Source organism: Moraxella tetraodonis (assembly GCF_022359095.1).
Taxonomy (GTDB): Bacteria; Pseudomonadota; Gammaproteobacteria; order Pseudomonadales; family Moraxellaceae; genus Faucicola; species Faucicola tetraodonis.
In genome coordinates, this window is sequence record NZ_JACSYB010000001.1 from 631,655 (window position 1) to 646,110 (window position 14,456).

At 45.4% G+C, this 14,456-nt stretch carries 9 protein-coding genes; all 9 read right to left on the reverse strand.

The window, feature by feature from the left end; translation table 11 throughout:
* Positions 1-125: 125 nt before the first annotated feature.
* Entirely contained in the window at positions 126-1,166 is a 1,041-nt protein-coding gene (locus H9W84_RS02840; RefSeq protein WP_239741564.1) for a tetratricopeptide repeat protein, read from the reverse strand.
* A 231-nt stretch (positions 1,167-1,397) separates the two neighbouring features.
* Positions 1,398-2,060: a 2-polyprenyl-3-methyl-6-methoxy-1,4-benzoquinone monooxygenase gene (gene coq7 / locus H9W84_RS02845; protein WP_239741565.1), complete on the reverse strand. Its 663-nt coding sequence runs from the start codon at positions 2,058-2,060 to the stop codon at positions 1,398-1,400.
* 175 nt (positions 2,061-2,235) lie between these two features.
* Positions 2,236-4,374 (reverse strand): class I poly(R)-hydroxyalkanoic acid synthase, encoded by a 2,139-nt coding sequence (gene phaC / locus H9W84_RS02850; RefSeq protein WP_239741566.1) that lies wholly within the window; start codon positions 4,372-4,374, stop codon positions 2,236-2,238.
* Between the two features lie 201 nt (positions 4,375-4,575).
* A complete protein-coding gene (locus H9W84_RS02855; RefSeq protein WP_239741567.1) occupies positions 4,576-5,172 on the reverse strand; it encodes a phasin family protein in 597 nt (198 codons plus the stop codon).
* Between the two features lie 311 nt (positions 5,173-5,483).
* The gene (locus tag H9W84_RS02860; RefSeq protein ID WP_239741568.1) at positions 5,484-6,698 is read right to left on the reverse strand and encodes an acetate/propionate family kinase; all 1,215 of its coding nucleotides are present in this window, start codon (positions 6,696-6,698) and stop codon (positions 5,484-5,486) included.
* Positions 6,699-6,753: 55 nt separating this feature from the next.
* Positions 6,754-7,668, reverse strand: coding sequence for a bifunctional enoyl-CoA hydratase/phosphate acetyltransferase (locus H9W84_RS02865; RefSeq protein ID WP_239741569.1), 915 nt, complete (start codon positions 7,666-7,668; stop codon positions 6,754-6,756).
* A 314-nt stretch (positions 7,669-7,982) separates the two neighbouring features.
* The gene (locus tag H9W84_RS02870; RefSeq protein ID WP_239741570.1) at positions 7,983-11,768 is read right to left on the reverse strand and encodes an AAA family ATPase; all 3,786 of its coding nucleotides are present in this window, start codon (positions 11,766-11,768) and stop codon (positions 7,983-7,985) included.
* Entirely contained in the window at positions 11,765-13,288 is a 1,524-nt protein-coding gene (locus H9W84_RS02875; RefSeq protein WP_239741571.1) for an exonuclease SbcCD subunit D C-terminal domain-containing protein, read from the reverse strand. Before H9W84_RS02875 ends, H9W84_RS02870 begins: the two co-directional genes overlap by 4 nt.
* Positions 13,289-13,294: 6 nt before the next feature.
* Positions 13,295-14,260 carry a hydrogen peroxide-inducible genes activator gene (locus H9W84_RS02880; protein WP_239741572.1) on the reverse strand — a complete coding sequence of 322 codons (966 nt, stop codon included), beginning with the start codon at positions 14,258-14,260 and terminating at the stop codon, positions 13,295-13,297.
* Between the last annotated feature and the right edge of the window lie 196 nt (positions 14,261-14,456).

A 14,456-nucleotide genomic window follows, 5' to 3' on the forward strand; every position in this document is an offset into this window, starting at 1 on the left:
AGGTTAGCGCAAAAAAGTTACATATCGTTGAATGACAGCATGAAAAAAATCACCATGCTAAAACGCAATTAGCATGGTGACTTAGCAGTGATATTAAGCCATTGCTAGGGTGTTAACGCAAAAAATTATTGAACGACTTTTGCAGGGATATCCCAAATATAGTATTTACCGCTATTGACGATGCGTAACTGCTCATCGATATACGGATTGTCTGGGTTTTTGGCCTTAAATTCCGTTAACCGTTGAATGGCGCGGTCTTTTTTGTCATCCAATAAATCTGCTTGCGCCAAACTTTGCGTAGCTTCTAGATAGCCCATTTTTTCGGCTTTTTCTAAGTATTTGGCACCTTCTTTAAAACCGCCACCTTCAGCGAGCATTGCGCCATATAAGAAGTTGGCTTCTGCCGTGTCATTGAGCCTCACGGCACGGGCGATATAATTGCCTGCACGCACGGCATAATCAGAACCTAAATCCAGATTGCGACCCATCGCATTGAGTTTTGCTGCACGCAGTAGCACCTCATAAGAGGCATTTGGATTTTGTGCGTAGGTCTCAATCCATGCGGTCAAGGATTTGAGTCGCTCAGTGGTATTGTAACGCTCAGTACGGCTCGAAAAAACTGGGGGATAGTGACGTGCCATTGGGGTAGCATAAGTAATAAAATCGTCTAACACGCTGACATCTAACTGTGTAATGTTATCCGTGGTTCGTGGAACCAAAACGGTTTTTATTGTTGAGATATTACTAAGCGTTAAAGTCGGCAGTGGGATATTGGCAAGATTTTGCGCTGAAATATCCGTGCCTACCAATTGTACGCTGTTGGTAGATGGATACATCACGTTGGCAACCGTGGGGGCGGTCAAGACAGGCACTATCATTGAACCTGTATTTGAGGTGGCTGACGGCGGTGTCGTTTGCGGGGTAGTATCCTTCACGCTATTGACCATATCAGCTGATTTTTCGGTTGATTTGTTGGTAGTCTTGGCTTTGGTCACCGTGGTTTTTTTAGTTGCTGTTGTCTGGGTAGCGGGTTTTGCCGTGGTGGTTTTGGTGGTGGTCGTCTTGGTCGTTGTTTTTGCGGTTGCAGTTGCAGCCATCGCTACAGTGGCATTGGTTGCCATCAAAATAGCTAAAGTATAGGCTAGGGGTTTTACCATGTGAGTCATTGAAATTTCCTTAAAAAATTGGGTGGGATAGATTGCATAAATCAATCAGCTTATCCCATAGCAACAATGTAAAGCAACAATCTAAAAATACTATCAAAAAATAATAAAGTTATTGTTATATTTTTACGCGAAAACAGCGCGCTTAAGCAAGGTTATAGCAATAAACACGCCAGCCAACGATTGAGTGTATTAGTCATGTCCAGTTAAACACGCTCGGTTAAACACGCTTGGTTAAATATGATACGCCACCGTTTTCATGCAATTAGCCAAAAAACGCATCGTGGTTTTAATGGATAGTGGCAATGGGCTGGCACCTGATTCGACTGCTTTATCACGGTGATGTAATTCTTCTTTATCCATTTGGCTTAAAATCTCAGCGCTGCGTTTATCTTGTGCAGGCAGCTTACCAAGATGGCTGTGCAAATGCTCGCTGACTTGGGTTTCCGTCTCTGCGACAAACCCCAAACTAAACTCATCAGAAATCAATCCCGCTACCGCACCCATGCCAAACGATAGCCCATACCAAAGCGGACTAAAAATACTGGGATGGCTACCCAATTCATTTAACCGCGTCTCACACCACACCAAGTGGTCAATCTCCTCTAGCGCAGATTGGTGCATGGCTTTTTTGACCGTTGCTTGTTTGGCGGTAAATGCTTGACCGTGATACAGTCCTTGCGCGCACACTTCGCCAGTATGATTGATACGCATGAGACCCGCGACATGACGCGCTTCTTCCACGGATAGTTTTGGTACATCGGGGGTAGAGACAGGCAAAGGACGGGTGCTAAGATTGCTGTTTGGAATAAACGAGCGAATCGCCCGATCAAAGAAGACAATATTGCGGTCTAGCTTACTGAGTGATAGGTCATTTTGTACTGGTTCAATCGACATAGGCGCTCTATTCAAAGTGTTTCCAATCGCTATTATGCGCAGAATATGGTGTTAATTCTACTCAATATCACAACTTTTGACTAGCAAATCTATGTAGCTGATGGGCGATTTGGCTATTTTATAAAAATCCCGTGACAGGCTAGGCAATTACGGGATGTTGTGTGATAACGATATATTATACGGGTGGTAATTGTGAACGGTAAGCTTCTGCAAAGTTATGACCGGTTAAGGCTTCAGTCGCTTTGACCGTGACATAGCTACCTGGGGCATCGCCATAAGTTGGGATTTCTTTACCTTGGCTATTTTGACCGACAATACGGGCATTGATTTCGTTGCCCTCAAATGGTTTGATCCAGTCATGCCATCTTGTCCACCATGTGTCTTTAACATAGGTGGCGTCTTTGTACCATTGGTCAGCGTCCGCAGGGTAGTTGTCGTTGGTGTAATAACCATATTTACTACCTGGGGGGTTCATGATACCCGCAATATGACCGGATTCTCCCAACACAAATACTTTTTCACCGCCAAATACTTGCGTACCTGGATAACAGCTTTTCCATTTTGCGATATGGTCTTGCAAGGTTGCGACCATAAACACAGGGGTTTTAACTTTTGATAAGTCAATTTTCACGCCGTCAATTTCAACCCCACCCGGTTTACGCAGCAAGTTGTTGATATAGAACTCACGCAGTAGAAAATGGTGCAGCGCAGCGGTCACGTTGGTACAGTCTGAATTCCAGTATAACAAGTCAAAAGGTACGGGCCGCTCGCCTTTTAGGTAGTTTTGTACGTAGTAGTTCCAGTATAGGCTGTTCTCACGGAGTAGGCTAAATGACACGCCCATCATTCGCCCATCAAACACGCCTTTGTCAGCGTTTTGCTTGTCAATCGCCGCAACGATTTTGTCATCGATAAAGACGCCGATATCACCTGGATCTGAGAAGTCAATAATAGTCGCCCAAAGTGTCGCACTGGCAATGCGGCTTTCTTGCTTGGTCGCGGCAAGATAGCCTAACGTCAATGCGGTCAACATACCTCCAATACAATAACCTGTAATATTGATGGTTTTTTCACCCGTGATGGCTTCAATTTGATCCATCGCTGCAAGCACGCCGTCTTTCATGTAAGTGCTCATGCCAACATTTTTGTACTCAGGCGTCGGGTTCGCCCAAGAGATGACATAAACCGTATGGCCTTCGTTGACTGCCCAATGCACAAACGAGTTGTTCTCACGTAAGTCCATGATGTAGAATTTGTTGATCCAAGGCGGCACCATCAACAACGGACGTTGTTTTACTTTTTCGGTTGAAGGGTCATACTGGATGAGCTGCATCATGTGGTTTTCAAATACCACTTTACCTTTTGAGGTGGCGATGTTGTCACCCACCCGAAACGCACTCTGGTCAGTCATACGGATATTGAGTGTATCAGCGCTGTTACCCATGTCCTCAGCCAACTGCTTCATCCCTTGAACGAGATTTTGCCCCCGACTTTCGATGGTCAAACGTAGTACCTCTGGGTTGGTCAATAAGAAGTTGGTTGGGGCCACCGCATTGATCCATTGGCGGGTAAAAAAAGCCAAGCGTTGACGGGTTTTTTCATCAATGCCTTCAACGCCATCAATCGCATCCATCATCGCTTGGGTAGTTAATAAATAATACTGTTTTAGGAAGTTAAAAATAGGATTGTCTTCCCATTCTTCATCACTAAACCGTTTGTCGCCTTTTTCCGGGCTTACCACTGGGTCGATTTTTTTACCGGCAAATTGTTGTAGCGTGTTTTGCCACAAGTGCATTTGGTCTTTAAACAACTGCAATTGGTCTTCAACCATCGTGCCTGGGTGGTTGGTCACCATCTGACCCATTTTACGCCAGCCATCCATTAAGTCCATCATGATGGAGGTATTGGTGTACTGCGGCGCTTGGTTGGCACGCATCGATTGCTGTGCAATCTGTTGGCTCAGTTTGGTCATATTGCCAAAAAATTCGCTATAGAATTCACCAACCGCAGGATTGTAAGGCGGAATACTAGAGGCCATGTGAGCAAATGGATTGGTTTTGCTCAAAAAATCCAGCGGATTCTGCGGCAGATCAAAGGCGTTGGTTCCAAAGTTGTTAAAAGGATTGCTACCAAAACCAAAGGCATTATTGCCAAATGGAAAATTGGCAAATGGCGTGTAGCCAAAAGCATTGGTAGTGGTATTCTCTGCGCCTTGGGTGTTGGAAGTATTGCTATTTGAAGCGCTATTTGAAGCATTGTCGCTTGAGGAATGGGCGTTCGTTCCTTGATATTGTGTGTCTTTATTGTCTGCCATGATAAGTCCCGTTATTATGCTGTGCTTGATAAGAATTCGCTGTGAATATGCGCATGCTTACTTAAAAATAAGGTGGATTAGGCATCTGTCTAATCCACCACTTTTATAGATTCATAAGCCGCTATTCATCTATCAGGTAAAACATAAATAGCGGTTTATAAATGATACAGTCTTAAGAATGACTACGATGCATCAAACCAATTATTTTGCCGCAGGGTTTGTTTTCGCTGCAGGTTTTGCCGCTTCGCTATTTTGTGTTTGTGCTACATCATCAGCGGTGCGGGTTGCCGCAGCATTCACGTTAGTCGCAGCTTTATTCATGTTTTGGGTGGTTTGTTTAACTGCTTCTGACATTTGGTTTGCCGCTTTGTGCATGTTTTCGTTCACTTTGCGGTTAAAGTCTTCTGCCGTTTTTGATGCGTTGCTAGCAGCGCTTTGCATGGCATCTTGCATGCTGGATGCATTTTGGCTATAGATTTCGTTCATCGCTGACATAACTTCATTACGGATTTCTTTGCCAAGCTCAGTCAAACGCTGTGCATCTGACAACATTTTTTGACCCAATTGGTTGAGCAGCTCAGTTTGTTTTTGGTTGAAGCTTGAAGCCGCTTCTGGAGAGTCAACAGAAGAAACATTGCGAAGTTGCTCAAGACCCATTTCTGAGTAATGACGCATTGTTTCTAAAGAAAAGTCAGTCATTTTTTCCGCATTTCGTAACATCGCTTGGTTGAAGCGCGACCATGGTGCGTACATTTGACGTGAACCATCTTTCATTTTATCCATAAAATCGTTGTTCATAATTGACCTCATTAGGCTACCAGAAAAAACAAGAAGGGTATTGGACAATACCAAGTTGCGATACATTTTCTAATCAAAAATATGACTAAAATGAATGCGATAAGATTTAAGCATAGTCTATTTGCTTGATATTACAATATCATGAAAAAATGCTAAATTAAACCTTATTACTCGCTTAAAAGTAAAAAACAATCATAATTTATGTTAATATTTGTAACAACATAATCAAACCTACAATGAAAGTAGGGAATAGATAAAAATCGGTTATATCTTACCATCCATCCTAAAAATAGTTGACAGGTTTGTCACTTTTACTTATCAGTTTCTATCGTGATGGCATGCTCAAGCGATAAAGCTAATTCAAGTTGCTCATCGGTCAATACGACATAAATTTGTTTGTCATCATCTGAGTTGATTCGTAAAATCGGAACGTCAATACGGCCATCGAGATTTTTATCCGCATCCAAACTAAAACCTAAAAAATCGAGTTGTTCGACAATCATCTGACGGATAATCGCCGACTGCTCGCCTATCCCTGCGGTAAAGATAAGCGCATCACAGCCTTTCATACTAACCATCAGGCTTGCGATTTCTTTGGCGGCATGCGTGGCAAAATACGCCAGTGCAAATTTGGCGCGTGGGTCATCGCTAGCGAGCAAATCACGCACGTCATTGCTAATTTCAGATAAACCGAGCAAACCCGACTCTTTATATAGGCATTGGTTCATTTGCTCGAGCGTCCAACCTTGCTCAACCATATATAAAATCACCCCAGAATCCAAATGACCCGGACGGGTACCCATTGGCACGCCATCTAATCCACTAAAGCCAAAGGTACTGTCTTTTGACTTGCCGTTTTCGACCGCGGTGATACTACAGCCACTACCCAAATGCGCGATAATTAAGCGTTTTTTGGCAATCTTTGGGAGATAGGTTTTAAGTTTGCGCATAATCGCCTGATACGATAAACCATGAAAGCCATAACAGCGCACGCCTTGATCACGCAGCGATTTTGGCAGCGCATAGCTAGACCAAATCTCTGGGCGATGGTAGTGGAAAGCGGTATCAAAGGCAGCAATGTGCACCAGTTTTTTATCAATGGCTTGCAGCGCGTTGACCACAGATAGGGCAGGAGGCTGATGTAGCGGGCAAATCGGTGACAGCTCCACCAAATGCGCCATCACTGTCTCGTTAATCACCACAGGAACATGATAGCGTTTGCCACCATGAACCACTCGGTGGATACAGACAATCTCACGCGCGGGAAAGGCATGTTTGACACGAGTAAACAAGCTTACCGCGGTTTCTGTCAGGCTATCTTGGGGTTCCCAGTCAGACAAAGATTGTGGCATGGAGTGCCAGACTTTGTTTTTGGTTTTTAGGTTGATATTGACATCAAACAAGGGGGACCACGCAAGCGGGGATGAGTCGACTGCTTTAGCGGTGTCATACGCCGCCATTTTGATAGTCGCTGAACCCACGTTGAAAGTCACCGCGATCGGGTGAGTTAAGTCAATATGCCTCATGACAGAATCCTTCATGCTAGTAATCTCAATTAATCTCAAGTAACCTGAATTAACATCAAGCTTGTTTACGCTTTTGCGCAACGTAGGCGCCAAGGGCAATAGAATAAAGGCGGTCGAGTTCGTCATCCGAGCGGCTGGTCAACACAATCGGCACTTTTGAACCCATAACAATGCCCGCGGCTTTGGCTTCGCCCAAATAAATTAACTGTTTACCTAGCATATTGCCCGCTTCTAAGTCAGGTACCAGTAAAATATCGACATCGCCCGTGACAGGTGAGTGGATATGTTTGATATCCGCAGACTGTTGGCTAATCGCATTGTCAAACGCTAGGGGTCCATCAAGCAAGGCGCCGGTGATTTGACCCCGGTCTGCCATTTTGCATAACGCCGCAGCATCGATGGTCGATTGCATTTGCGGTTTAACTTCTTCAACCGCTGCCAAGATGGCTACTTTAGGCTGCTCAATGTCCAGCGCGTGCGCAAAATCAATCGCATTTTGCAAAATGTCTTTTTTGGTGAGCAAATCTGGCACCACGTTGAGTGCACAATCGGTCAAGGTCAAAAGTTTGTGGTACGTGGGACTTTCCATTAACCACACGTGGCTCATACGGCGCTCGGTGCGTAGATTTTGGGTTTTATCGACCAGAACACCCATTAACTCATCGGTATGCACTGAGCCTTTGATGATAAAGTCGGCTTGCTGTTCACGAACCATTTTTGCGGCGATTTCAACCGCGTCATGGCTATGCTCAGCATCCACTAACGTAAAGCCTGAAATATCTAAATTGGCGTCAGTAGCGGCTTTTTCGATTTTGTGTTTTGGACCGACCAAAATCGGGGTGATGATGTGGTGCTGATGGGCTTGGATACAAGATTGCAAAATGATATCGGTAGTAGGGTGCACCACCACGGCAGGGACAGGGGAAACAAAGCGCCCTTGCGCTAAAAGCTGCGAAAGTTTGGTTAACATCGTGTTGCCCTTATGAGTTGACATAAATAACACTGCGCACTTAGGTTTTGATTAAGCGAGCGGTAAACATTGACATAAACAGTAGTATGAACCCATGACATGACAGCAAGATGAATCGGTTGTTATGATGGTTTTGCCGCGCCGCTTAGCTTATAGTGAATCTGACATTATAATAACCGTTGTTCGCCCTGAGCCTATCTCTTCAGGTATCATTTTTTATAGGTTCAATAAGCTTACCACGAACGTCCTTGTTAACTATAATTTAGTTTTCACTATATTAGCTTCTAATTTAGCTTAACCAAACCTAGACTGCGTCAACTAATCTTGGTAATACCGGCACCGATAATTTTACTGATGCCCCCTGTTTGCGGCACTACTTGGATTTGACTGCTGATTCTATCTTTGAGCGCCTGAATATGGGAAATCACGCCAATTAGCTTGCCCGATTGCTGTAGGTTGGTTAGGGTGTCGAGCGCTACATCGAGTGCTTCTTCATCGAGCGTACCAAAGCCTTCATCCAAAAACAGCGAATCTACTTGCATGCGGTGACTGGCCATATTTGACAGTCCCAATGCAAGCGATAAGCTAATAATAAAACTCTCACCGCCTGATAGATTTTTACTGGTGCGGATTTGCCCGCCTTGGTAATTGTCCATCACGTTGAGCATCAAGGGCTGCTCGCTATCAGCTATCAGCAAATAACGGTCGCTCATTTTTTTGAGCTGTTCATTGGCATGGGCAACCATGATATTAAAGGTCAAGCCTTGGGCAAAGTTACGGAATTTTTTGCCATCGCTTGAACCAATCAACTGATGCAATACCTTCCATTCTTCGGTATGGTTGCGCTGTTGGTTGATGGCATCTAATAGTTGCTGTTGGTTTTGTTTAAGGGCTTCATTGGCTGCTAGCTGCTGTTCAACGGCGCCCAATTGTTTTTGCTGCTCGCTAAATTGCTGTTGCAATTGCCCAAGCGCATCAAGCAATTGCTCAAGTGACAACGCAGTTTGGGGGTGATCAAGTAACTGCTGCTGTATGCGTTTGGCTTCAGACAGTAGGTTATGATTGCGCTGCTGGCTGTCATGGAGTTGACTGGCAAGCTGTTGTAAGCGTTCCCGCTCAGTATCGACTAGCACCGCAGCGCGATAATCCGCGTCATCCACAAAACCCAATGTCGCAAAACGCTGCTGGATATCGGCTTGTAGCGTTTGCTGGGCAGTTTTTAGTTGGGTGGTGCTAGTGGTCAAAGATGCGATTTGTTGTTGCAAAATCTGCAGCTGACTTAGCTGCTCATGAAAGGCGGTTTGGCTGGCTTGATAGTCCTGCAAAGCCTGATTTTTTGCTTGGATTAACGCGTGAGAGACGATGTCTACCGCTTGTTCGCCAAACAAAGCATATCGCTGCGCCTGTAGCTCGCTAATCTCCTGCGCCAATGCTTGCTGTCGCTGACGGACTTGGTGTTGATTTTGGGTTAAATGTTGCTGATCTGCCACCAATCGGGTGAGCGCTTGCTCAATTCCTGTGATGGTGTCATTGATATGGCTAAGCTTAGTTTCTAATCCCTGATAGCGCTGCAAAAGTTGCGCAAGGGTATCGATATGCTGATTTAATTGGGTATTCACATCCTGTGTGGTAGCAAAACTAAAAGTGCGCTCGCGCGTTGCAAACGGCATCAGCAACTTGTCGATGCGCTGCATTACTTGATGTTGTTTCTCGGCGATAACCAATTGCTGGGCATCAATATCGCGGATTCTGTCTTGGCGATGTTGCTGCTGATTTTGTAGCACGGTTTGTTGCTGCAAAACATCATGGTATTGCTCGCTCAGTTTTGCTAATCGCTGCTGGGTTTGCTGCTGCTCGGATTGTACAGCTTCGATTTGCGTCAGTGAATCTTGCAGCGCTGCCAAAGATTGCTGATTGTTGGTTTGTTCAGCCTTGATTATCGTCGCCAATGTTTGAAGGACTTTGTGGTCTATATTGTTATCGGTGCTGGGGGCTGTAATGGATGCTAATGCTTCAATTGCCTGTTGTACAAGCTGAGCATGTGTAAGGTGTTGGCTGGTAAGCTGTAATTGATTTAATAAGCGTTGGTTGTGTGCCTGTAAGTGCTGTAAATGCTCATTGAACTGTTGCTGGTTATTTGTGAGTGCATGCTCTTCAAGCAATAACTGCTGTAATTGGCGATTGATGTCATCAAGCCGTTGTTTGGCAATCGCTAATTGTTGCTCGGTATCATCGGGCGTGTAGGGCTGATGGGTGGCGAAAGGATGCGCAGTTGACCCACACAGCGGACAAGGTTCGCCGTGGCGTAATTTATCGCGCTCCTCGGTCAAATCTTGAATTTTTGCCAATAAAATCAAGTTGCGGTTTAACAATTCAAAGGTTTGCTCGGCGGCTTGTTGCTGCTGCTCGCTAGTTAGTCGTTGGCTAGCAATCTGAGCCAGTTGATTTTGACCCTCGGCTAACTGCTGCACAAATTGCTGATAGTGTTGTAGGTTGGTTTGCCAAGTCTGCACATCGCCTTGCATGGCGATAAGCTGCTGGTCGGTTTGCCAATAAGTTTCAACCTGCTGGCGCAATGCTGCTGCTGACTGCCCTTGTGTCAGATGATGTAAGTGACTGGTTTGGCTTTCTAAGTTTTGTCGATGGTGAGAAATTTGTGATTGCAACTGCGTGAGCTGTGATTGCAGAGCGCAAGCTTGCTGCCCATTGTGCTGAAAATCACCTTGTAACCGCTGCTGTTCGGTGACTAAAGCCTGCACTTGTTCACTGAGTGCTTGGCTAGATTCCTGTAGTTGGGTAAGGGAGGCCAATGTTTGAGGCAAGGTTGTTGCATGGGGGATTTGCTGCTGCGCTTGGGTAAGCTGTTCACGCTCTACTTGCTGGCTAACAAGCTGCTGCTGCTGACTATCAATGCTTTGGGAATTATGAGCCAATTGCTCACTAAGCTGTGACAACTGCTGCGCAATCTCTTGAGCGTACTGATTTTTTTGCCCAAGGGTAGTGTCAAGCTTGCGCACTTGGTTCAATAACGGTTGGGCTTGTTGCCAGTCGTTTTCGGTTTGCTGGGCTTGTGCTTGACGCTCATCTTGGTTTTTTTGAGCAAGTTGGTAATTGTGTTCGGCGGTGGGTAGCTGGTGTTGATAACTGGCAAGATCACTGAGCTGTGCGCTCAATAAATCGCGCTGATAATCAAGTTTTTTAATATCACCCGACACTTCAAGGGCTTTTAGTGCGCGCTGTAGTCGGGTTTTTTGTGGGGCAAATTGGCTTTCTTGCTCGGCAAGGTCGTGTGCTTCATGCTCAAGCTTATGGATTTGGTGCATGTATGCATCAAGGTTTTGTCGCCATAGCTTATCAGACTCGATTTTAGTCAAGGCGGTTTTGGTGTCATTGACGATATCAACCAGGGCGTTTTTTTGTGAGGTTAGGCTTTGTATTTCTTCATCAGATAACACCGTCATGCCTGATAAGCGATCCGTGAGCGTCTTAAGTTCAGCGTCTGATTGGGTTTTAAACTCGTGTACTTTTTTTGAGATATCGCCATAGATTTCGGTGCCGGTGATTTCCTCGAGCAGATTGGAGCGCTCATCGCTATTAGCTTGCAAAAAAGCAGCAAAACTGCCTTGCGCCAGTAGCATGGCACGGGTAAAACGGTCAAAATCCATGCCGGTGAATTCAGCGACCAGTTTTCTAGTTTTTCTGGTTTGGGTTTCAAGCGGTGGTAAATCTGCAGCATCATCGGTAAAAGGGGCGATTTCGTGCGTCGGGGATTGCAAGTTGCCTTCGGGGTTTTTTCTGGCGCGCTTTTGTAGCCAAGTACAGCGATAGCTGCCACTTTTGGTGGCAAAAATTACTTCGCTTCGACATTCGCCGGTATGGCGTGACATGAGGTCATTTTTGCTTTGGGTAATCTCGCCCAAGCGTGGCGTCGCACCGTATAAGGCAAGACAAATGGCATCTAAAATGGTGCTTTTACCCGCACCTGTCGAGCCTGTGATGGCAAAAATACCTTCATCGGCATACGCGGCATGACGAAAGTCAATTTCCCATTCGCCTTGCAATGAATTAAGGTTTTGAAAGCGTAGCTTTAAGATTCTCATTGCTGCCCCCCTTGCAAGCTTTCAAGCACTTCAGTATATCTTGACCATAACATGGGTTTTTGTTCTTCTAGCACTTGATGGGCAATTAGGCAGCGTTCAAACACTTGTGTTGGGTTTAACTCTTCAAGCGACTCATCCATGCGCTGGCTTTGCATCACCTGATCGCGTTTTTGCTGATTTTTGATGCGTAGTACTTCAAGCCTAGCGTCTTTAACCAGTTCTGCAATTTTTTCTGATAAATCACCCACGACTTCTTGCCCGTCATACACCACTTCAAGCCAAACCGATTGTTGGGCTTTTTTTAGGCTGTGTAAGCTAGTTTTGATGGTTTGCCAATCGCCTTTGAGCGTTTGTATGGGTTGGAACACAGGAACAGGCAGTGATTGCAGGAGGGTAGTATCGCTAAGCTTGGCTATATTGTAAGGCTGTCCACTAAGTTGCCCACTTAGATAATAACTGGGTGTATCATATCCTGCTTTATGGCTCGCTTGAGCATCAACCTCTGCGTTAATATCAGCCTCTGTATTTATCGCGCCAAGCATGGATGGTTCAGGCAACTCTTCATCCGCAAATAAATCCATCGACGTATGGCTCACACTTTTGCGTTTTTTGACAGGGGTTGGTGCAGAGACAAGCGGTTTTTTTTGAATGGTTAAAGTCTGTAATGGCTGTGACAGTAAGTCAGGCTTGGCATCAAATCGCAGCAAATGCACTTGTTTTTGCTGGCGACTTTCACCAAAACCCATGGCAATGGGTGAGCCAGCGTAACGGATGTGTGGTTGTCCGCCAACCACTTGCGGGATATGCAAATGCCCAAGCGCCACATAGTCAATCTGTGGGTGAAAAATCTCGGCACCGATACTACCCAGTGAGCCGACATACAAATCACGCACCCCATCGCCCTCCATCGTTTGCCCGCCGACGGTAAATAAATGCCCCGTTGCCACAATCGGAATCGTACGCTTATATTTGGCTTTGAGCTGCGCTTGTTGCGCAATCGCAATATCGGCAATCTGTGCATAATGGGCTTTGATGCCTTGGGCAAGTTTTCGTTCTTTATCATCAAGGCGTTCGCCATGCCCGACAGTTCGCACATCACGGTCACGCAAGTAGGGCACTGCCATGACAATGAGCTCAGGTTGCCCTAATTTATCTGATAACGTAATCACTTCATCAGTCGGCGTATCTGTCATACTACCGATGATATGGATGTTAAAGGCTTTGAGTAGCTGTTTGGGTGCCTCCAAAAAACTGGCTGAATCATGGTTGCCCGCTACGATAATCACATGGCGGCAATCGGTATGGCAAACTTGACTTAAAAAATCATAATATAAATTTTGCGCTTGGTTACTGGGGGCGGTGGTATCAAAAATATCCCCTGCAATCAATAGCACATCGACTTTTTGCTCACGCAGCGTCTGTAGCTGCCAGTCTAAAAACTGCTTAAATTCATCGTAGCGTGGCTTACCATAAAGCCTACGCCCCAAATGCCAATCTGATGTATGTAATAAAGTGAGCATAAAAAATTATGCCTCTGTGGCGGGGTTCGCTGAAGTCATGGACTCAGAGTCTGCGATGGCTGGCGCAGACGCCAATTCACTATCGTGTAACCCTTGGGCAAACAAGCGACCCAATAGATTAACATCATCGACCCGCGCATAGTTGAGACGGGTGACAAACGCCAAGCGGCGATGCGGACCGGCTTCATTGAGCGGCACTAACGACACATTGTCAGTCTGCTGGCGCACTTGCCCAGCTGCCATTTGCGGGACTAGCGTGGTGCCCATACCGCTGATAGCCATTTGAATTAACGTATGCAGGCTTGCTTCACTAAAGGCGTGTTTGACGCGGCTTTTATCGAGGTGACACACCGATAGCGCATGATCGGTCAAACAATGTCCTTCGCCTAGCAGCATCAAGTTACTGTTGGCTAACTCATCGGCATTGATGCTAGGTAAGTTGGCATGTTTACTGTCTTTAGCAAATACCGCCAAAAACGTCTCTGACCAAAACTCAAATGATAGCATGCCGTCAGTATTGTAAGGCAGCGCAATAATGGCGGTATCAATCGCGCCATAACGGACTTTTTCAAGCAATCGCTCGGTTTGTTCTTCTACCACATTGAGCTGAAACTGTGGGAATTGTTGGCGCAGTAGCGGCAATACCTTGGGCAGCAAAAACGGCGCAATGGTTGGGATGATACCAATCGTCATCGGATAGGCGAGTGGGGTTTGGTGCGTCTGGGCGCGGGTCACCAAATCATTGACTTCGGCAAATACCCGCGCAGCTCGCTCAAGAATTTCTTCCCCAATCGGGGTGATTAGCACTTGTTTGTTGTTACGCTCAAAAATTTGGGTATCAAGCTGCTTTTCCAGCTCTGCAATCCCTAAGCTTAAAGCAGATTGTGAGATATTACACTCTTCTGCTGCCCGTTTAAAATGCTTGTATTTGGCAACTGCCAATGCAAATTCTAATTGTCGTAATGTAATCATGGTTTGAATTTTAACCTTTAAAATAGCGTAAAATTTTCGCTAACGCGTTTTAGTTAAAGATAAATAAAAAGATAAAAAGGTAAAAAAACTGACGGCTACCCTAGCAAACAACACGCAAAAGATGCATGCTAAAAACTTCAATGAACCGAATCATTTCAAATTTAGTTTACCATTTTTGTGTGCTTTTACGAGTGGA